Genomic DNA, 19371 nt, shown 5'->3' with positions numbered 1-19371 from the left:
CGGTGCGGCCGCCGTGCGGGTACGGCGGTCACACCGGGCCGGTGCGTGAGAGGGGGCGCCCTCAGCGGCCGTGCCAGTCCAGGCACACCACCAGCGCGTCGTCGTCCGGGGCCGGGGTGCCCCGGTGCTCGGCCAGCTCGCGCAGCACCGCTCCGGGCACCTCGGCGGCCGGGAGCAGCCGGGTGGCCTGGATGGCCCGCGTCAGCGCCGCGTCCCCGTAGGGCTCACCCTTGGGCGAGGCGACCGCGTACACCCCGTCGCTGACGAAGACCAGCCGGTCGCCGGGCTCCACCTGGAGCTCCTGCGCGACATAGTCGGTCTCCTCGAACATGCCGAGCGGCAACTGCGCCTCGAAGCCGATGTGCTCCACGGCGCCACCGCGCAGCCGGAGCAACTGCGGGCACCCGGCGTCCACCACCCGGGTACGGCCGGTGGCGAGGTCGAAGTCCAGCATCAGTACCGACAGATAGCGGTGCCCCCGGTACTGGGCGTACACCGCCTGGTCGGCCAGGGCCGCCTGGTCGGCGAGCGGGATGCCGGCCCGGCGGGCGTTGCGTAGCGCGTTGACCGCCAGGTTGGTGAGCAGCGCGGCCTCTATGCCCTCGCCCATGCCGTTGGAGACGTACAGGGTGAGCCGGTCCGCCGTGGACGACCAGTCGTAGTTGTCGCCGTGCATGGCGTACGCCGGCTCCAGTTGGGCGCCGAGTTCGAACTCGGGCAGGGAGCAGGAGTGGCCGGGCAGGAGCTGCCACTGCATCTCGGCGGCCAGGGTGAGCCGGTCCTGGCGCCTGGCCTGGAGGTACAGGTCGGTCTCGCGGTCGGCGACCAGCACCTCGTGCCCCAGCACCTGGGCGATCTCGGCCAGCTCGGGCAGCGCCGCGCGGGTGTCCTCGGTGTCGGGCAGAGTCACCGTGAGCACGCCGAGCCGGTCCCCGTGCACCGTCACGGGCAACTGGACCCGCAGCCGGTGGTCGACCAGGCTCTCCAGGAAGGGTTCCTGGGCGCCGAAGGCACGGCCGGCGGGGCCGTTGCGCAGGGAGACCGGGGGCAGCGCGTGCGGCGGCGTGGTCACCGGCTGGAGCACGGTGAGGCCGTAGTCGGCCACGAGGAACTCCACGGCCTCGGCCGCGTAGCGCCCGGCCAGCTCCCGGCGGACGGTGTCGGCCAGGGCGTAGGGAGGTGCCGTGCGCAGCGCCCGCTCGACAGCCATGAATCTGTTCACGATCGTAGGTATGCCAATCTCTCACCCGTAAGAACGCTACGCCCGCCCCGCGATGGGCCGAGTGGTGGACGTATCGTGCCGTCTTCTTGGATATTCCGGACCGTCTTGCCTGCTAGTAGGCTGTGGGTCGTCCCCGTACCTGCGAGAGTGTGACCGTGACGAACTTCCACCCCCGCCCAGAACCCGTCGAAGTCGCGCGTGTGACCTCCACGGCCGCGGAATTGCTGGAAGTGCTGTGGGGCAGGGCCTCCACGGCTCCCGCCTCGGCGTCCCAGTTGCGCGTGCTGCTCATTCTGGAGCACCAGGAGGGCATCAACCTGCGCACCCTCGCGGACCATCTGGCCTCGACCCCGCCCTCGACCAGCCGCCTGTGCGACCGGCTCCAGGCGGCGGGGTTCGTCGAGCGCGAGCTGAGCCGTACCGACCGGCGCGAGGTGCGCCTGTACCTCAGCGGCCGGGGCCGGGCGTTCCTGACGGACCTGCGCGCCCGGCGCGAGGAGACGCTGCGTTCGGTGCTGGAGCGGATGTCGGCCGGGGACCGCAGCGCTCTGCTCACCGGCCTGGAGGCGTTCTGCGCGGTCGCGTCGGAGCAGATACACGGGTACGAGGAGTCCTCCGGCTCCCGGACCGCCTGAGCGCACCGGGCCGCAGCCGACCGGGCTGCCGTGGATCGTGGCCGGTGACCGGCGAACGGAGCGGCCTCCGCCGACCGGAACATCCCTGATCCTTCCCCTCCTGCTGTGACACCGGATACTTTCTTGCCTCTTGGTCATAGTTGTCAAACGGCAAGTGTTTCACGCGACGGTCATGAGATCCACGCCACATGGATACGTCCCCACCTGCGCGGTCCGCCGCACCCAGCCCTGATCGAGGAGTGGCCGCGATGACCGACCGGCACTGGCTGTTCGGAGACCAGCTCGGCCCCCACTTCCTCACCCCCGGCCCGGACGGACCCGCCCATGACGCCCCCCTGGTGCTGATCGAGGCGCGCTCGGTCTTCCGCCGCCGCCGCTTCCACCGGGCCAAGGCCCATCTGATCCTCTCCGCGATGCGCCACCGGGCCGCCGAACTCGGCGACCGGGTCCGCTACGTCCGTACCGAGACCTACCGCGAGGGCCTGCGCGAGGCGGTGGGCACCGGCCGCGTCACCGTCCACCACCCCACCTCGCGCGCCGCCCTCGGCCTGGTCCGCTCGCTGGAGAAGGTGCGCGTGCTGCCCGCCCGCGGCTTCCTCTTCCCGCAGGACACCTTCCGCGCCTGGGCCGACGGTCGCTCCGGCCACCGGCTGCGGCAGGAGGACTTCTACCACTGGGTACGCCGTGAGCTGGACCTCCTCATGGACGGCGGCGAACCCGCCGGCGGCCGCTGGAACCACGACCACGACAACCGCGAACCCCCGCCCAAGGGCGCCCGCACCCTCGACGCGCCGAAGCCCTACCGGCCCCGCGAGGACGAGATCGACGACGAGGTCCGCGCCGACCTCGACCGCTGGGAGCGCGAGGAGGGCATCACCTTCGTCGGCCGGGACGGCCCGCGCCGCTTTCCCGCCACCCGCCGCGAGGCGCTGGCCGCGCTGCGCCGCTTCACCGGGCACCGGCTCGCCGGGTTCGGCCCGCACGAGGACGCCATGCTCGCCGCCGACCCGGTGATGAGCCACAGCCTCCTCTCCTCCTCCCTCAACCTCGGCCTGCTCGACCCCGCCGAGGTCGTCACCGCCGCCGAGGACGCCTGGCGCGCCGGGAACGCGCCCATCGCCAGCGCCGAGGGGTTCATCAGGCAGGTCGCCGGTTGGCGCGAGTACGTGTGGCAGCTCTACTGGTACTTCGGTGAGGACTACCGCGACCGCAACGCCCTCGGCGCCCGCACCCCGCTGCCCGACTGGTTCCTCGAACTCGACGCCGACGCCGTCACCGCCCGCTGCCTGTCCACCGCCCTCGCCCAGGTCCGCGACACCGGCTGGACCCACCACATCCCGCGCCTGATGCTGCTCGGCAGCCACGCCCTCCAGCAGGGCTGGGAGCCGCGCGCGGTCACCGACTGGTTCCACCGCTGCTTCGTCGACGGCTACGACTGGGTGATGCTGCCCAACGTCGTCGGCATGTCCCAGTACGCCGACGGCGGCCGGATGACCACGAAGCCGTACACCTCCGGTGGGGCCTACATCCACCGCATGAGCGATTTCTGTGGTGGCTGCGCCTACAGACCCGGAGACCGCACCGGCGACCGTGCCTGCCCCTACACCACCGGCTACTGGGCCTTCGTCCACCGCCACCGCACCCTGCTGGCCGCCAACAACCGCACCTCCCGCGCCGTCCAGGGCCTCGACCGCCTCGGCGACGTGGAGGAGGTCCTGCGCACCGCCCGCGACCGGGGCGACTCACCGCCCTGACCCGGCGAGGTCAGACCTGGCGGGGGCGTTCGCCGGTGGCCGTCTCCGGGTCAACGGGCCCGGCGTCCCAGCTCATCAGAATGCGCAGTTTTTCCTCCGACGGTGAACCGACGTCGGCGGTGTACGTGGAGAGGAACTGGCCGTCGGAGTCGGCGATGTGCAGGGTCTCGTAGTTGAGCGTCATGACGCCGACGGCCGGGTGGAAGATCCGCTTCCTCCCGTGGCCGTGCTCGAAGAGCCGGTAGTCGGCCCAGTAGCGGGCGAACTCGCCGGAGGCCACCGACAGTTCCCCGACGAGCCGTTCGAGCGCCTCGTCCGGTACGCGCGGATTCCGGTACGAGCGGAGAGCGGCCACCGTGGGAGCGGCGATCTCCTCCCAGTCCGGGTAGCGGGTCCGGGTGGCCGGGTCGAGGAAGAGCCAGCGGGCGATGTTGCGGTCCACGGGCGCCATGGCGCCGAAGTCCGCGAGCAGGACCGAGGCCGCGCGGTTCCAGGCCAGGATCTCCATGCGCGGGCCTTGCAGCAGGGCGGGCACCGGGTCGACAGCGTTGATCAAGGTCCGCAGGCCCAGTCGGACACCCGGCCTCGCGGGCGGGCGCCGACGCGGCTTCGCGGAGCCGGTGCCCACCAGGGCGCGCAGATGCTCCCGCTCCAGCGGGTCCAGGCGCAGGGCGTCCTCGACCGCGCTGAGTACCTGGTCGGAGACGTTGCCGACCCGCCCCTGCTCCAGCCGCGCGTAGTAGTCGACGCTGACCCCGGCGAGCGCGGCGACCTCCTCCCGGCGCAGACCACGTGCGCGCCGGGGCACCGGCGAGGGCGGCAGGCCGACCGACGCCGGGTCGAGCCGCGCCCGGCGCGAACGAAGGAACTCGCCCAGCGGGCCGGTGGAATTCATACCCGCCATTCTCCCAGCCGGGCCGCCGCACGAGCGAGGGCCGGCAGGTACCGCGAGTACCAGGTACGGGAGGGCGCGCTCACACGTTCCGGTGGCGTGTGCGCGTTGTTGTGATGGGTGGGACGGCCCTGCGGACGTCATACGGACGCCTTACGGACGTCATAGCGCTGAAGAGGAGAAACCCATGGCAGAGCACCTGAACGGCACCGTCGCCCTGATCACCGGCGCGTCCAGCGGGATCGGCCGGGCCGCCGCCCGCCGCCTCGCCGCGTCCGGCGCCGCCGTCGCCCTGGTCGCCCGCCGCGCGGACCGGCTGGCGGAACTCGACGCCGAGATCCGCGCCGGGGGAGGCCGGGCGATCACAATGGCCGCCGACCTGACGGACCCGGCCGCGGCCCCGGCGGCCGTGCAACGTGCCGTCGAGGAACTGGGACGGCTGGACACGCTGGTGAACGCGGCCGGCGTCATGCTGAACGGACCGTCGGACGAGTCGTCGCTGGAGGAATGGGACCGCATGGTCGACATCAACCTGCGCGGCCTGCTGCACATCACGAAGGCAGCCCTCCCGCACCTGCTCGCCGCCGCCCAGGACAGTCCCCGGTCGGTCGCCGACGTGGTGAACATCTCGTCCGTCGCGGGCCGGTTCACCGCGCCCACGGTGGCGGTGTACAGCGCGACGAAGTTCGCCGTGACCGCGGCGACGGAGGCATGGCGGCAGGAGTACACCCGCCGTGGCCTGCGGTTCTCCGTCGTCGAGCCCGGCCGCACCGAGAGCGAGCTGTTCGGCCACAAAGAGAACTCCGCGCGCGACTTCGACGCCATGTTCGGAGAGATCGAGGTCCTGCGCGCGGAGGACATCGCCGACGCGGTCGGCTACATCGTCACCAGCCCGCGCCGGGTCGCCGTCAACGAGATCGTCATCCGGCCCACCGAACAGGCGTGATCCCGGCAAGGGACAGCCCGGCACGCCGCGCGCCGCCACCCATGTGGGGTGGCGGCGCGCGGCGGATCTTCGTAGCGGGGGGTCAGCTCACCTTGGCGCCCTTGGCGGCTGCTTCCTTTTCGGAGTGGACGTCGTCGGTGGCGAGGGTGCCGCGGGCGCTTTCGAGGTGGGCGCGGACGAACCACTGGAACTGCTCCAGGTCGCGGAGCTGCTCGATCAGGAGGTCCTCGGTGGCGGGGTCGATCTCGCCGGCCTCCTTGACCGCGGCGCGTACGCCCTCGATCACGCCGGTGTAGACCACGTCGAGCGCGGCGAGGTGCGCGATGGCGTCGCCCCGGCCGATGGAGTAGTCGTCCCAGGTGCGCTCGGCCACCAGGGAACCCGGCGTGCCCTGGGCGACACCGCCGAGGGCGGCGGTCCGCTCGGCCACGTCGTCGGCCATGTCACGGACCCGGTCGACCTGCGGGTCGATCATCTCGTGCACGGCGATGAAGTGCGGCCCGACGACGTTCCAGTGCACGTGCTTCAGCGTGAGGTGGAGGTCGTTGAGCGCGTGCAGACGGAGGCGGAGCAGACCGATGAGCTTGCCGGCCGCCTCACGTTCGAGGCCCGGAACGGTGTACTTCGGGGTCAGATCCTTGGTCTGGCTGGTCATGATTCACCTCTGTCATCACGGTGAGAAGTCCTTGCCTGAGCACATGTGCCCCGGTCCGACCCTCTCAGACGTGCTTTTGTCCCGCCCGTCGCAGTAGGCGGAACGGGCCCCTCCGACCAAGCCGCGTGCCGGGCGGCTACGGATTCCACGTGACGATCCCGTACGACCGCCCGAAGGGAAGGCGCCCCACGTGAAGGTCCACAGCGACGGCCCGGACGAGACCACGCACCGGCAGGGCGGCGAGTCCACGGAGGGCCCCGAGAGCGCGCTGGTCGTCCGGTACGCCCCGAAGTCCCCGAAGGCCGCCGTGCTCACCCTGCACGGCGGCCGGGCCGAGGACGTCTCGGTCAGCCGCCCCTGGCACCTCGCGGCGCTGCGCATGCGCCCCGTGCTGCGTGCCGTCGCCACCGGGCTGCCGTCGGACGGCATCGTGCTCGGCGAGGTGCGCTACCGGCACCGCGGCTGGAACGGCGGGGCCGCCGCCGACGACGTACTGCGCGCCCTCGGCGAACTCCAGGAGAAATTCGGCCCGTTGCCGGTCGTGCTGGTCGGTCACTCCATGGGCGGCCGCGCCGCCCTGCACGCCGCCGCCCACCCGGCCGTGCGCGGGGTGCTGGCGCTCGCGCCCTGGCTGCCCGCCGCCGAACCCGCCGTCCACCTGCGCGGACAGCGGCTCGTGGTGCTGCACGGCGACGCCGACCGGATCACCGGCGCCGACGACTCCGTGAACTTCGTACTGCGGGCCCGTACGGCAGGCGCGCACGCCGGGATGATCATGATCACCGGGGCGGAACACGCCATGCTGCGTCGCCTGACCACCTGGCACCGGCTCGCCACCGAGATCGTGGCCGACCTGCTGCGCGACCACCCCGCGAAGGACGGCACGGTCGCCGAGGCCATCGCGCCCGGAGCGCCGGCCTTCCTGCGCGTCTGACCCCTCTCGCCCCCTCCTACGCGGCCTCCGGGGCCCGCCGACATGTCCCGCTTGTCCCCGTATCGATCCCCGCACTGTGTGCACTGCGGTGATCCGAGCTATCGGGCCGGTGGCGGGCCGAGCCCGGCGGCGGGCACATTCGGACCGTGGACAGGCGGGAGGGGCAGCCATGGGGGAGAGGCCGACAGCCGGCGTCACCATCGAGGACCTTCGGGCGGAGCTCGACGCGATCGACGGACGTTTCCTGGACGAACTGCGGGCCCGGATCGAGAAGTGCGTGGAGATCGGCCACTTCAAGCGGGAGCACGACGTGCCGATGATGCAGCCGCACCGGATCGGCATCGTCCAGGAACGCGCCGCCCGCTACGGCGAACGGCACGGCATCGACCGGGAGTTCCTGCGGAAACTGTACGACCTCGTGATCGAGGAGACCTGCCGCGTCGAGGACCGGGTGATCGGAGGTTCCTCGTGAGGACCTTGCTCATCGACAACTACGACTCCTTCACCTACAACCTCTACCAGTTGCTCGGCGAGGTGAACGGCCGGCCGCCGGTCGTCGTCCGCAACGGCGCCGACTGGTCCGCGCTGCGGCTGGAGGAGTTCGACGCCGTCGTCATCTCGCCCGGCCCCGGACGCCCGGACCGCGAACGGGACTTCGGCATCAGCGCCCGCGCCATCCTGGACAGCGGACTGCCCGTCCTCGGCGTCTGCCTCGGCCACCAGGGCATCACCCATCTGTTCGGCGGCACGGTCGCCCTCGCGCCCGAGCCCATGCACGGCCGGATCTCCGCCGTCCACCACAACGGCACCGACCTCTTCGCCGGACTCCCCAGCCCCTTCGACGTGGTCCGCTACCACTCGCTCGCCGCCACCGGCCTGCCCGACGAACTCGAGGCCGTCGCCTGGACCGAAGACGGCGTGATCATGGGCGTACGGCATGTGTCCCGGCCGGTGTGGGGCGTGCAGTTCCACCCCGAGTCCATCAGCAGCGAGTACGGCCGCGACCTGCTGCGCAACTTCCGCCGCCTGGCGCTCGCCCACCGGGCCACCGGCGCGAGCGGCTCCCGGTACACCGTGCACACCCGGCGGATCGGCCTCCAGCCCGACACCGAGGCCGCCTACCGCGCCCTCTTCGCCGGGGACGCCCACAGCTTCTGGCTGGACAGCGGCGCGGTCATCGAGGGCCTGTCCCGCTTCTCCTTCCTCGGCGACGGACGCGGCCCGCTCGCCGAGTACGTCAGCTACCGGGTCTCCGACGGCGGCGTCACCGTACGCAGCCCCGGCCGCGCCGACGACGAGGGCGAGATCGTCGAGCAGGGCTTCTTCGAGTACCTCGATGAACAGATCCGCACCCGCGCCGTGCCCGTACCGGCGGGGCTGCCCTTCGAGTTCAACCTCGGTTACGTCGGCTACCTCGGCTACGAACTCAAGGCCGAGACCGGCGGCCAGGCCGTGCACAAGTCCGCCACCCCGGACGCGGCCATGCTGTTCACCGACCGCATGCTCGCCGTCGACCACACCGAGGGCGTCAGCTATCTGCTCGCCCTCTCCGCCGACGGCGACGACCGCGACGCCCTGCGCTGGCTGGACGAGACCGAGGCGCGGCTGCGCGCCCTGCCCGCCCCCGGCACCGCACCGGACACCCCGGCCCGCTTCACCGGCATGACCGACCCGGACGCCAGTGACCTCCTGCGGCTCCGGCACGGCAAGGACGCCTACCTCGACCGGGTCCGCCAGAGCCTGGAGGAGATCCGGCAGGGCGAGACGTACGAGGTATGCCTGACCAACTCCGTCGTCATGGACGTCCGTATCGACCCGCTCACCACCTACGCGCGGCTGCGCCGGCTGAGTCCGGTGCCGTACGGGGCGCTGCTCGACTTCCAGGGCGTCGCCGTGCTCAGCGCCTCGCCCGAGCGGTTCGTCACGGTCGGCACGGACCGGGTCACCGAGTCCAAGCCCATCAAGGGCACCCGGCCGCGCGGCGCCACCCCGGCCGAGGACGAGGAACTGCGGCAGGACCTGCTCAGCCAGGAGAAGGACCGCGCCGAGAACCTGATGATCGTCGACCTCATCCGCAACGACCTCAACATGGTCTCCGAGGTCGGGTCCGTACACGTACCGCGCCTGTTCCACGTGGAGACCTACGCGCCCGTGCACCAGCTCGTCTCCACCATCCGGGGCACGCTGCGGCCCGAGGAGACGGCCGTGTCCTGTGTCCGGGCGGCCTTCCCGGGCGGGTCGATGACGGGGGCGCCGAAGCTGCGCACCATGGAGATCATCGACCGGCTGGAGGAGGGGCCGCGCGGGGTGTACTCCGGGTCGCTGGGCTGGTTCGCGCTGAGCGGGGCCGCCGATCTCAACATCGTGATCCGCACCCTCGTCGCCACGCCGGACCGGGTCGCGTTCGGGGTGGGCGGGGCGATCGTGGCGCTGTCGGACCCCGAGGAAGAGTTCCAAGAGACGGTCGTGAAGTCGCGGGCCATGGTCACGGCCGTGCTGGAGACGGCGCTCGAAACGGGCACCTCCGCCGGGAGCCGGTCGTGACCCGGCGGGCCGTCGTCGTCGGCGGGGCCGGGGCCGTGGGGCGGCTGTTCACCGAGCGGCTGCTCGAAGCGGGCGCCGAGGTGACCGTCGTCGACCCCGCCGACGCCCCCGTGTTCGGCGCGGCACGGCGGGTGCGCGGCGACATCACCGACCCCGGCCCGGCGCTCAGCGCCGAACTCGGCCGGGCCGACCTCGTCGTGCTCGCCGTGCCCGAGCCGGTGGCGCTCGCCGCGCTGCCCGGCCTGGCCGGGGCGCTGGCGCCGGGCGCGGTGCTCGCCGACACGCTGTCCGTGAAGCAGGCCGTCACCCGCGCCGTACGCGAGCACACCCCCGGCGTCCAGGCGGTGGGCCTCAACCCGATGTTCGCGCCCGCGCTCGGCTTCGCCGGCCGCCCGGTCGCCGCCGTGGTCGTCCACGACGGTCCCGGCGTCGCCGCGCTGCTGGCGCTGATCGAGGAGTGGGGCGCCCGGGTCGTACGCGTCGACGCCGCCGAGCACGACCGGCTCGCCGCCGCCTCCCAGGCGCTGACCCACGCCGCCGTCCTCGGCTTCGGGCTGGCGCTGGCCGGTACGGGGGTCTCCGCCGCCGATCTGCGGCCGGTCGCCCCGCCGCCCGCCACCACGCTGCTCGCCCTGCTGGCCCGCGTCGCCTCCGGCACCCCGGAGGTGTACTGGGACGTCCAGTACGCCAACGCCGAGGCGGGGGCGGCCCGCAAGGCGCTGGCCGAGGCGGTGCACCGGGTCGCGGACACCGTGGAGCACGGCACCGAGGCCGACTTCGCCGCCCTGCTCGGCGAACTCCGCGCCTACCTGGGCGACGACCTCGCCCACCACCGCGACACCTGCGCCCGGCTCTTCGCACAGCCCTGAGACGTACACCCGCGGCCGCACGGCACCGGCGGTGAAGACCTCGCCGCACCCTGCCCGAACCCTGTCCGAGAGGTTGTCCATGACCACGTTCGCCCCGACCGTCCTCACCCCCGAGCAGCGGACCGCGCTCGCCGCCGACCCCGCCATCGGCGGCGGCAACCTGCTGCGGGCCGCGCTGGCCACCAACCCCCACCCCGACCTGCCGTTCCTGCGCTCCAGCCGCCCGATACCCGTGCCCTCGGGGGAGGAGCGCGAGGAGTTCAGCCTCACCGAGTTCGACGCGCTGGCCCAGAGCTGGTCCGCCTGGTACCTCGCGCAGGGCGTGGGCCCGCGCGACCGGGTCGCCGTCTGGTTCGAGGACTCCCTCGCCTACTCGCTGCACTTCTACGCCCTCGCCCAGATCGGCGCGATCGCCCTGCTGATCAACTCCAACGCCCCGCAGGCCATCGCCACCTCGCTGATCGAGCAGACCACGCCCGTCGGCCTCTACGCCGACCAGGCACGCCTGGACCGGCTCGGCTCGGCCGTGGACGGTCTCGGCCTGCGCTTCACCGTGTCCGTCGAGGAACTGCCCGCCCCGCCGGCCGCGCCGCTCCCGGAGTCCGCCTACTGGCACCACCACGACGACGACCCGGTGGCGATCCTGCACTCCTCCGGCACCACCGGCCGCCCCAAGCCGACCATCCACACCCACAAGTCCATCGTCTCCGGGCCCAAGTTCCGCCTGGTCGACCACACCGAGCACCCCGGCGCCCTGATGATGACCGCGCTGCCCCAGTCCCACCTGGGCTGCATCGCGTACACCGTGTACGCGGTCCTCGGCGGCACCCCGATCGTCGCGCTCAGCGACCGCAGCGGCCCCGGTCTCGCCGCCGCCGTCGGCAAGTACCAGCCGACCTCGGTGATGTCCTTCGCGCACGCCTACGCCGAACTCGCCAACACCGAGCCGGAGCCGGGCGCGCTGGACTCCGTGCAGGCGTGGGTGTCCATCGGGGACGCCGTGCACCAGGCCCACATCACCAAGGTGCTCTCCATGCGCAGCCCCGGCCTGGAGCCCGCCGCCTTCCTGGACCGGCTCGGCACCACCGAACTGGGCTGGGGCGTGCTGCTCAAGGCCCGCACCCTGGACAGCGAGCGCCACGACCGCTGTGCGGGCAAGCCGGTCGGCGTCGCCGAGGTCGCCATCCTGCGCAAGGACGGCAGCCACGCCGACGACGGTGAGGTCGGCTTCCTCGGCGCCAAGGGGCCCGCCATCACGCCCGGTTACTGGGGCGACTCCGACCTGACCTACCGCTTCAAGCTGTCCGGGTACTGGCTGCCCGGCGACATGGCCTACCGCGACAGCAACGGCGACTTCTTCCTCGTCGACCGCGCCGCCGACGCCATCGAGACCGAACAGGGCACCGGCTACTCGGTGTTCATGGAGGAGGTCATCCTCAACGACGTCCCCGACACCGGCGACGTCGCCGTGGTCGCCGGGCGCCGCGACGGACGGACCGTGCCGGTCGCCGTCGTCACCGTCGGCCAGTCGGTCGCCGACCCCGACCCGGAGAAGCTGCTCCGCCAGGCCAACGAGGCGCTGCGGGCCGCCGGTCACCCGGTGCTCGGCCTGCTGGAGATCGTCCCGGAAGAGACCGGTCTGCCCGTGGGTGTCACCGGTAAGGTCCTCAAGCGGCAACTGCGCGAGCAGTACGCCGAGCTGACCGCCTACGTCCGTGACCGCGACGGCGCGCTCGTCGCCGTCCACGAGGAGCCCACCGCATGACCGCAGACACGCCCGCCACCGCGCCGGCCTCCGGCGCCGGTACGGACACCGCCAAGGTCGACTTCTACTTCGACCCGGCCTGCCCCTTCGCCTGGATCACCTCCCGCTGGATTCTCGAGGTGCAGCAACACCGTCAACTGGACCTGAACTTCCGGGTGATGAGCCTGTACGTCCTCAACGAGGGACGCGAACTGCCCGACTGGTACCGCGAACTGGTCGACAACTCCCTCGCCCTGATCCGGATCGTCACCGCCGCCGCGCACCACCACGGCGACGAGGTACTGCCGGGCCTGTACGAGGAGTTGGGCACCCGCATCCACAACGGCGGCAACAAGGACTACCTCGCGGTCGCCGCCGAGGCGCTGGCCGCCCGCGGCCTGCCCGACTCGCTGCTGGCCGCCGCCGACACCGACATCTACGACGAGGAACTGCGCAAGAGCCACCACGAGGGGATGGACCCGGTCGGCGAGGACGTGGGCACGCCCACCATCCACATCGACGGCGTCGCCTTCTTCGGCCCGGTGCTCAACTCCATCCCGCGCGGCGAGGAAGCCGCCCGGATCTTCGACGGAGCCCGCGCGCTGGCCAACTACCCGGACTTCTTCGAGCTGAAGAGGACCCGGACGGGCAGTCTCCGCTTCGACTGAGACGCGCCCCCACGGCGACCGGGCCGCCTCCCGCCGACGGCGGAGCGGCCCGGCCGCCGCGCACCATCGACATCGGCAACGACATTCGGGGGGAACGGGAGATGGACGAGCCGCAGAGAAGAGAACAGCGCCGGGCCGCCTTCGTACTGGCGGGATCGTTCCTGGTGGTGTGCCGGTCACCGGCCTACCTGGACGAACTCGCCCGGCGCGGCCTGAAGATCCTCCTCATCACCCCCGCCGGCGCCCGCGACGAGGCACTGGCGTGCGCCGCCGACCCCGCCCATCCGGCCGCCGGCATCCACGACTTCGCCTTCGTCGACGGCGACCCCGGCCGCGACAACTCCTTCCTCCCCGGCGCGGTGGCCGCCGCCCTGCGCTGGCGCGAGGAGTACGACATCGTCGGCGCCTGCGCGGTGGGCGAGACCCAGGTCGAACCCGTCGGACTGCTCGCCGACGCCCTCGGGGTGCCGGGCCCCGGCCTGCGCGCGAGCCGCGCCTGCCGCAGCAAGTACCTCCAGCGCTGGTACCTGCCCGAGTACAGCCCGGCCGTCGTCGTCGTACCGCCCGGCGAGCGCGACCGGGTCGACGTGGCGTCTCTGACCTACCCGGTGGTGTTCAAGCCCGCCGGACGGCACTCCAGTTCCGGGGTGGAGAGCGTCGACGGGCCCGCCCGGCTGCGCGAACTGCTCGCCGGGCACCCGGCGCACGAGACGGTGCTGGTCGAGGAGAAGGTCGCCGGGCAGGAGTTCTCCGTCGAGTCCCTCGTCCAGGACGGCCGGATCGTCTTCGCCTCCGTCACCCGCAAGGACACCACCGACAGCCACGCGCCCACCTTCGTCGAGCTGTCCCACACCGTGCCCGGCGACCGCCCCGACGACGCCGGGACGCTGCTCAGCGCCAACGCGAACGCCCTGGACACCCTCGGCTTCCGCGACGGCGTCGCCCACGCCGAGTGGCGGATCGGCGCCGAGGGACGGCCCGTACTCATGGAGGTCGCCGCCCGGCCGCCCGGCGACGGACTGTGCGTGCTGTACGAACTGGCCACCGGGGCCTCGCTGGAGCGGCAGATCATCCGGATCGCCCTCGGCGAACCCGTCACCTACCCGGCCCCCACCCGCTTCGCCCGCCAGGTCTACCTGGAGCACACGCCGGGCATCCTGCGGGACGTGGCCGTGGACGGCTTCGGGGTCGCGCCCGCCTGGGTCGGGGAACGCGGACTCTGGCCGCACCTCGAACCCGGCCCGCCGGACGCACCGCCCGCCCTGCGCGCGGTCCTCGTCCACCAGGACCGGGGTGCCCGCCTGGGCGAGCTGCACAGCTCCGAGGACCGGGCGGTGTCCTTCCTGATCGACGCCCCGACCGTGGCCGAACTGGACGCGCTGGAGGCCGAAGTGCGCGCCGCGATCACCGTCGACACCGGGCCCGAGGCACTGCCGGAGGCGTCCGTCACCCATGTCCTCGTCGGCTACAGCCCCGTCATGCTCGGCAAGCTCGACGGCCTCCTCCCGGTCGGCTCCGTGCTGGTGCTGGAGGAACCCGACGTCATCGAGGCACGCGGACTCGCCGGGCTCTCCGACCGCCACGCCTGCGTGGCCGCGCTGCTGCCCGCGCCCACCCAGGACGAGGCACACCCCGAGCGCCTCGTACGCGCCGTACCCCGCCCGCCGCAGGTCCGCGCGGTCGTCCCCGTGGTCGAGTACGGGGTCGTCACCGCCGCCGCGCTCGCCGAGGAGTGGGGGCTGCCCGGCGCGGGCGTCAAGGCCGCCCATCTGCTGCGGGACAAGGGCCTGCTGCGGGCCGCGCTGACCAGTACCGGCACCCTCCAGCCCGACTGGGCGCCCGCCACCGGCCCCGAGACGGTCGCCGCCTTCCGCGCCGCCCACGGCGGAGAGGCCGTCCTCAAGCCCGCCGGCCGCCAGGCCAGCCTCGGCGTGCAGCTCCTCGGCCCCGACGACGACGTGACCGCGGCCTGGGCCCACACCACCACCGCCGACGAGCCGACCCTGCGCGCCCGCCACTCCGAACCCGCCCGCTACCTGGTCGAACAGCGGCTGCACGGGCCGGAGGTGAGCGTGGAGGCCGTCGTCCACGAAGGCGTCGTCGGCTTCCTCAACATCACCGCCAAGACCGTGCGGGACTCCCGGCACCCGGTGGAGACCGGCCACACCGTGCCCGCCCCGCTGCCCGAGGACACGTCGGCCGAGCTGCGCCGGTCCCTGGTGCGGCTCGCCCAGAGCATCGGCTTCCGCTCCGGCATCCTGCACTCCGAGTGGCTGCTCGCCGGTGCGGACGGACGCCCGCACCTGATCGAGTGCGCGGGCCGGATGCCGGGCGGCGGCATCACCGTCCTCATCGACGAGGCGTACGGCACCGACATCCTGAGCTGCCTGCTCCGGGTGCTGGAGGGGCGCGGGCCGGTGGAGCCCCGGCCCGCGCTCCGGGGCGCCGCCGTACGCTTCCTCACCCCGCCGCCCGGCCGGGTCGCGCGGGTGTCCGGCGCCGAGCGGGCGCGGGAGGCGGAGGGGGTGCACGCGGTGCACCTCGGCGTCGAGCCGGGGGCCGTGGTGCGGCCGGTCACCAGCTCGTGGGAGCGGGCCGGGTTCGTCATCGCCACCGCCGCGGCGGGACCGGAGGCGGCGGGGCGGCTTGCCGAACGGGCGGCCGCGCTGATCGACATCGCCACCGAGCCCGAGGCCGTACCGGGGGAGGAGGGATGAGCCGCTCCTTCTGGCGCGCCTACGTCCCCACCACCCCCAACGGCCGTGCCTTCGCGGTCATTTCGCTGGTCAACGCGATCGGCACCGGCCTGTACCTGGCCGCGTCGGCGGTGTTCTTCGTCCGCTCGGTGGGGCTGACCCCGGCCGAGGTCGGCACCGGCCTCGCCATCTCCGGCGTCGTCGGCTTCCTGACCACGGTGCCGATCGGCGCGGCGGGGGACCGGTTCGGCGCCCGGCGCACCCTGATCGCCCTCCAGGTGTGGCGGGCGGGCGGCTTCGCACTGCTGTGCCTGGTGCACGGACTGGTCGGCTTCACGCTCGTCTCCTGCGCGCTGGCCGCCGCCGAGGCGGCCACCCAGCCGATGACCCAGGCGGTGGCGTCCGCGACGGTCGCGGGCACCGACCGCACCCGCACCATGGCCATCATCCGCACCGTGCGCAACGCCGGCTTCTCCGTCGGCGCGCTGCTCGCCGCGCCGCTGCTGACCGCCGACAGCGTCTGGCCGTACCGGGCCATCGTGCTGGGCACCGCCGCCGCCTTCGTCCTCTCGGCGCTCATGCTGACCCGGCTCCGGCTCGACGGCGCCGACACCGTCCAGCGCAAGGTCGGCCCGCTGGACGCGGTCCGGCGCTTCCGGGACTGGCGGTACGGGCTGCTGACCGTCCTCAACGGCTTCCTCAACCTGCATGTGACGATCCTGTCGGTGGGCCTGCCGCTGTGGGCGCTCCAGGCCACCGAGATGCCCGCCGGGGCGCTGCCCTTCCTGGTGCTGGTCAACACCCTGCTGTCGATCGTGCTCCAGGTCCCCGTCGCCCGGATCGCGGAACGCCCGGACGGCGCCACGCGCTCGCTTCGGCTGGGCGGCCTGGCGCTGACCCTGTGCTGTGCCGCCCTCGCGGTGTCCGGCGCCCCCGACTCGGCCTGGGCGGCGGCCGCCGTGCTCGGGCTGGCCTGTGTGCTGCTGACCTTCGGGGAGATGTGGCAGGCCACCGGCGGCTGGGAACTGAGCTACGCGTGCGCCCCCGAGGACCAAAAGGGCGTCTACCTCTCGGTGTTCAGCCTCGGCGGCACCGGCCAGCGCATCGTGGGCCCCGCGCTGATCACCTCCGTCGTGATCGCCGGGGGTCCGCTCGGCTGGGTCGGCCTCGCGGCGGCGTTCGCCCTGGCCGCGCTGCTGGTCACCCCCGTCACCCGCCTGCTGGGCACCCCGCCGCCCGCGGACGTGGCGGCCCCTGTCGAGAGGACCGCGTCATGACCGCGCCGAGGGAACTGCTGCTGGCCGGCGTCGGCACCATGGGCCGCCCCTACCTGGAGGCCGCCGCCCGGCTGGGCGTCCGGGCCCGCGCGCTGGAGTCCGCCGCGACCTGGGAGAACCGCCCGGCCGCCCTCGCGGAACGCTTCTACCGGGTGCCCGGCGGCCACGAGGAGTCCTGGGCCGGCGCGGTCGCGGCCGCCGTGGCCGAGCGGGTGCCGGACGGGCTGATCGGCTTCGCCGAACCCCAGGTCGTCGCCGCGGCCCTCGCCCAGCAGCGGCACGGACTGCGCGGCCCGTCGCTGCACGCGGCCGTCGTCTCCCGCAACAAGGCGCTGCAACGCGCCCTGTTCGGCGCGCACGGCGTCCCGCAGCCCGAGTATCTGCACGTGGCCCGGCTCGGCGAAGCCCGCGACTGGATGCGCCGGCACCTCCCGGTGGTGGTCAAACCCCTGAGCCTGTCCGGCAGTCAGGGCGTGGAGCTGATCCGCACCCCGGAGGAGGTCGGGGAAGTCGTCGCCCGCCGCGCCGGGGAAGGGCAGCTGCTCGTCGAAACGGCCGTGGAGGGACCCGAGTTCAGCTGGGAGGCCCTGGTCCGCGAGGGCGAGGTCCTCTTCGAGAACGTCACCGCCAAGGAGACCACTCCGCCGCCGTACTTCGTCGAACTCGTCCACCGCTGCGGCCACGACCTCGGGCCCGAATCAGCAGCCCAGGTACGGGCGTTGACCTCGGGTGTGCTCCGCGCGCTAGGCATGGACACCGGTCTGGTGCATCTGGAGTTCCGGATGAGCGCGACGGGCCCGGTGCTGATGGAGGTCGCGGTCCGCACCCCCGGCGACTACCTGCCCGACGCGATCGGCCTGACCTTCGGCTTCGACCTGTACGAGGCCATGGTGCTGCTGTCGGTCGGCCTGCCCCTGCCCGCCCTGCCCGAGCGCCCGGTGTCCCATGCGGCCACGGTCTTCCTCACCGCCGCGCCCGGCACCATCACCGGCATCGAGGGGCTGGACGAGGTGCGGGCCCACCCGGCGGTCGTCCGGGTACGGCCCCGCAAGGGAGTCGGGGACACGGTGCAGCCGCTCACCTCGTCCGGCCGGCGGCTCGGGCACGTGCTCATCGACGCCGGGTCGCCCACCGAGCGGGAGGACGCCGTGAAGCTCGTCCGCGAGACCCTGCGCTTCACCGTGACCCCTCAAGTGGCCTAGCCGGAACGGACCTTTCCGGTGGCGCGCCCCACCGCGCGCCGGAAAGACTCCTCCCGGCACGAGCCCGTACGGAAGGAACTGAATGCGCGTCAGCCGGATCATCCCCCCACCGGGGCCGCCCAGGACCCTGGCCCTGGCCCAGCTCACCAACTCCGTGGGCGACGGCGCCTATTACGTGTGTTCGGTGCTGTACTTCAGCCGGGTCATCGGGCTGTCCCCGACCCAGATCGGCGCCGCGCTCACCATCGGCTGGGCGCTCGGCGCCGTCGTCGGCGTGCCGCTCGGCCATCTCGCCGACCGGCGCGGGCCGCGCGGGATCGCCATCCTGATGTCGCTCGCCACCGGCGCCGCCATCGCCTCCCTGCTCTTCGTCCGCACCTACCCGGCGTTCCTCGCCGCCGTGTGCCTGTACACCTGCTGCCAGTGCGGCCTGGCCGCCGCCCGGCAGGCGCTGCTGGCCGGGCTGGTGGAGCCCGCCCGGCGTACCGAGACGCGGGCCTACCTCCAGTCGACCGTCAACGCCGGGCTCGCTCTCGGCGCGGCGCTCGGCGGCATCGCCCTGCAGCTCGACAACGAGGCGGCCTACCTCACGGCGCTGGCGATGGACGCGGTCACCTTCGTCCTGGCCGCCTGGGTCCTGGGCCGGCTGCCCGCGCCCGCCAAGCAGCTCCCCTCGGCCGACCGGCCCGCCGGACGCGCCCTCACCGTGCTCCGGGACCGCCCGTACGCGCTGGTGTCGCTGCTGAACATGGTCATGCTGCTGTACATGCCGTTGCTCAGCGTGGTGCTGCCGCTGTGGATCGTGCAGCGCACCGGGGCGCCGGGCTGGACGGTGTCGGCGCTGCTGGTGCTCAACACGCTCAGCGTGGTCCTGTTCCAGGTACGGATGGCCGCGCGGGTGACGGGACTGCGGTCGGCCGCGCGTGCCGTGCGGCAGGCGGGGATCGTGCTGCTGCTGGCCTGTGTCTGCTTCGCGGTGTCGGCGGCCGGCACCTCGGCGTGGCTGCCGGTACTGGTGCTGCTGCTCGCCGCGTGTGTGCAGGTCTTCGGCGAGATGCTGCTCGGCTCCGGCTCCTGGGAGATCGGCTTCGCCCTCGCCCCGGCCGACAAGCAGGGCCAGTACCAGGGCTTCTACGGGGCCGGGACGGCCGTCGCGCGTCTCATCGGCCCGCTGCTGCTGACCACGCTCATCCTGTCCTGGGGCACCGGCGGCTGGCTGGTCGTGGGCGCGCTGTTCCTGGGCGCGGGCCTCGCCATGGAACCCGCGGTGCGCTGGGCGGAGGGGCAACGCCCGGCCGAGATGCGGGAGTCGGCGCCGGTACGGGACTGAGCC

Annotated in this window: 16 protein-coding genes; 13 read left to right on the top strand and 3 right to left on the bottom strand. The window is 73.2% G+C overall.

Annotation, left to right across the window (positions count from 1 at the left end):
- Window positions 1-61: 61 nt before the first annotated feature.
- Window positions 62-1210, bottom strand: coding sequence for a PP2C family protein-serine/threonine phosphatase (locus E5083_RS18760; protein WP_135786843.1), 1149 nt, complete (start codon window positions 1208-1210; stop codon window positions 62-64).
- Between the two features lie 161 nt (window positions 1211-1371).
- Here E5083_RS18760 and E5083_RS18755 point away from each other — a divergent pair, with 161 nt between their 5' ends.
- Both E5083_RS18755 and E5083_RS18750 read left to right on the top strand, forming a co-directional pair.
- On the top strand, window positions 1372-1857 hold the full coding sequence (locus tag E5083_RS18755) for a MarR family winged helix-turn-helix transcriptional regulator (RefSeq protein ID WP_135786842.1): 486 nt from the start codon (window positions 1372-1374) through the stop codon (window positions 1855-1857).
- Between the two features lie 248 nt (window positions 1858-2105).
- Window positions 2106-3611, top strand: a complete 1506-nt coding sequence (locus tag E5083_RS18750; RefSeq protein WP_135786841.1) for a cryptochrome/photolyase family protein — start codon at window positions 2106-2108, stop codon at window positions 3609-3611.
- A 10-nt stretch (window positions 3612-3621) separates the two neighbouring features.
- Here the strand turns inward: E5083_RS18750 and E5083_RS18745 are convergent, their stop codons facing one another.
- On the bottom strand, window positions 3622-4506 hold the full coding sequence (locus E5083_RS18745) for a helix-turn-helix transcriptional regulator (protein WP_135786840.1): 885 nt from the start codon (window positions 4504-4506) through the stop codon (window positions 3622-3624).
- A gap of 184 nt (window positions 4507-4690) precedes the next feature.
- On the opposite strand from E5083_RS18745, the gene E5083_RS18740 reads away from it, so the two are divergent.
- Entirely contained in the window at window positions 4691-5449 is a 759-nt protein-coding gene (locus tag E5083_RS18740; protein ID WP_135786839.1) for an SDR family NAD(P)-dependent oxidoreductase, read from the top strand.
- A gap of 82 nt (window positions 5450-5531) precedes the next feature.
- On the opposite strand, the gene E5083_RS18735 is transcribed toward E5083_RS18740, so the two are convergent.
- The gene (locus tag E5083_RS18735) at window positions 5532-6104 is read right to left on the bottom strand and encodes a Dps family protein (RefSeq protein ID WP_135786838.1); all 573 of its coding nucleotides are present in this window, start codon (window positions 6102-6104) and stop codon (window positions 5532-5534) included.
- 190 nt (window positions 6105-6294) lie between these two features.
- Here E5083_RS18735 and E5083_RS18730 point away from each other — a divergent pair, with 190 nt between their 5' ends.
- The 10 genes from E5083_RS18730 to E5083_RS18680 all read left to right on the top strand — a co-directional run bounded on the left by E5083_RS18730 (window position 6295) and on the right by E5083_RS18680 (window position 19368).
- Entirely contained in the window at window positions 6295-7038 is a 744-nt protein-coding gene (locus tag E5083_RS18730; RefSeq protein ID WP_135786837.1) for an alpha/beta fold hydrolase, read from the top strand.
- 169 nt (window positions 7039-7207) lie between these two features.
- The gene (locus E5083_RS18725; protein ID WP_135786836.1) at window positions 7208-7510 is read left to right on the top strand and encodes a chorismate mutase family protein; all 303 of its coding nucleotides are present in this window, start codon (window positions 7208-7210) and stop codon (window positions 7508-7510) included.
- A complete protein-coding gene (pabB, locus tag E5083_RS18720; protein ID WP_135786835.1) occupies window positions 7507-9582 on the top strand; it encodes an aminodeoxychorismate synthase component I in 2076 nt (691 codons plus the stop codon). Before E5083_RS18725 ends, pabB begins: the two co-directional genes overlap by 4 nt.
- Window positions 9579-10451, top strand: coding sequence for a prephenate dehydrogenase/arogenate dehydrogenase family protein (locus tag E5083_RS18715; protein WP_135786834.1), 873 nt, complete (start codon window positions 9579-9581; stop codon window positions 10449-10451). The genes pabB and E5083_RS18715 overlap by 4 nt, the downstream gene beginning before the upstream one ends.
- A gap of 79 nt (window positions 10452-10530) precedes the next feature.
- Entirely contained in the window at window positions 10531-12216 is a 1686-nt protein-coding gene (locus E5083_RS18710) for a class I adenylate-forming enzyme family protein (protein ID WP_135786833.1), read from the top strand.
- Entirely contained in the window at window positions 12213-12863 is a 651-nt protein-coding gene (locus E5083_RS18705) for a DsbA family protein (protein WP_135786832.1), read from the top strand. Before E5083_RS18710 ends, E5083_RS18705 begins: the two co-directional genes overlap by 4 nt.
- Before the next feature lie 101 nt (window positions 12864-12964).
- Window positions 12965-15580 carry an ATP-grasp domain-containing protein gene (locus E5083_RS31745; protein ID WP_244317557.1) on the top strand — a complete coding sequence of 872 codons (2616 nt, stop codon included), beginning with the start codon at window positions 12965-12967 and terminating at the stop codon, window positions 15578-15580.
- Window positions 15577-16836 (top strand): MFS transporter, encoded by a 1260-nt coding sequence (locus E5083_RS18690; RefSeq protein WP_135786831.1) that lies wholly within the window; start codon window positions 15577-15579, stop codon window positions 16834-16836. Before E5083_RS31745 ends, E5083_RS18690 begins: the two co-directional genes overlap by 4 nt.
- The gene (locus E5083_RS18685) at window positions 16833-18038 is read left to right on the top strand and encodes an ATP-grasp domain-containing protein (RefSeq protein ID WP_135786830.1); all 1206 of its coding nucleotides are present in this window, start codon (window positions 16833-16835) and stop codon (window positions 18036-18038) included. The genes E5083_RS18690 and E5083_RS18685 overlap by 4 nt, the downstream gene beginning before the upstream one ends.
- Before the next feature lie 82 nt (window positions 18039-18120).
- Window positions 18121-19368, top strand: a complete 1248-nt coding sequence (locus E5083_RS18680; RefSeq protein WP_135786829.1) for an MFS transporter — start codon at window positions 18121-18123, stop codon at window positions 19366-19368.
- Window positions 19369-19371 lie beyond the last annotated feature (3 nt).

The sequence above is a fragment of the Streptomyces bauhiniae genome (assembly GCF_004784475.1).
GTDB lineage: Bacteria > Actinomycetota > Actinomycetes > Streptomycetales > Streptomycetaceae > Streptomyces > Streptomyces seoulensis.
Note: the sequence above shows the minus strand (reverse complement) of the source record. Positions and strands in the feature narration are given on the sequence as shown.

Excerpts from the sequence above, each read along its gene's own strand:
- E5083_RS18760 (WP_135786843.1), bottom strand. The coding sequence starts at position 1,210 with ATGGCTGTCGAGCGGGCGCTGCGCACGGCACCTCCCTACGCCCTGGCC.
- E5083_RS18750 (WP_135786841.1), top strand. The coding sequence starts at position 2,106 with ATGACCGACCGGCACTGGCTGTTCGGAGACCAGCTCGGCCCCCACTTC.
- E5083_RS18745 (WP_135786840.1), bottom strand. The coding sequence starts at position 4,506 with ATGAATTCCACCGGCCCGCTGGGCGAGTTCCTTCGTTCGCGCCGGGCG.
- E5083_RS18740 (WP_135786839.1), top strand. The coding sequence starts at position 4,691 with ATGGCAGAGCACCTGAACGGCACCGTCGCCCTGATCACCGGCGCGTCC.
- E5083_RS18735 (WP_135786838.1), bottom strand. The coding sequence starts at position 6,104 with ATGACCAGCCAGACCAAGGATCTGACCCCGAAGTACACCGTTCCGGGC.
- E5083_RS18725 (WP_135786836.1), top strand. The coding sequence starts at position 7,208 with ATGGGGGAGAGGCCGACAGCCGGCGTCACCATCGAGGACCTTCGGGCG.
- E5083_RS18710 (WP_135786833.1), top strand. The coding sequence starts at position 10,531 with ATGACCACGTTCGCCCCGACCGTCCTCACCCCCGAGCAGCGGACCGCG.
- E5083_RS18705 (WP_135786832.1), top strand. The coding sequence starts at position 12,213 with ATGACCGCAGACACGCCCGCCACCGCGCCGGCCTCCGGCGCCGGTACG.
- E5083_RS31745 (WP_244317557.1), top strand. The coding sequence starts at position 12,965 with ATGGACGAGCCGCAGAGAAGAGAACAGCGCCGGGCCGCCTTCGTACTG.
- E5083_RS18690 (WP_135786831.1), top strand. The coding sequence starts at position 15,577 with ATGAGCCGCTCCTTCTGGCGCGCCTACGTCCCCACCACCCCCAACGGC.
- E5083_RS18685 (WP_135786830.1), top strand. The coding sequence starts at position 16,833 with ATGACCGCGCCGAGGGAACTGCTGCTGGCCGGCGTCGGCACCATGGGC.
- E5083_RS18680 (WP_135786829.1), top strand. The coding sequence starts at position 18,121 with ATGCGCGTCAGCCGGATCATCCCCCCACCGGGGCCGCCCAGGACCCTG.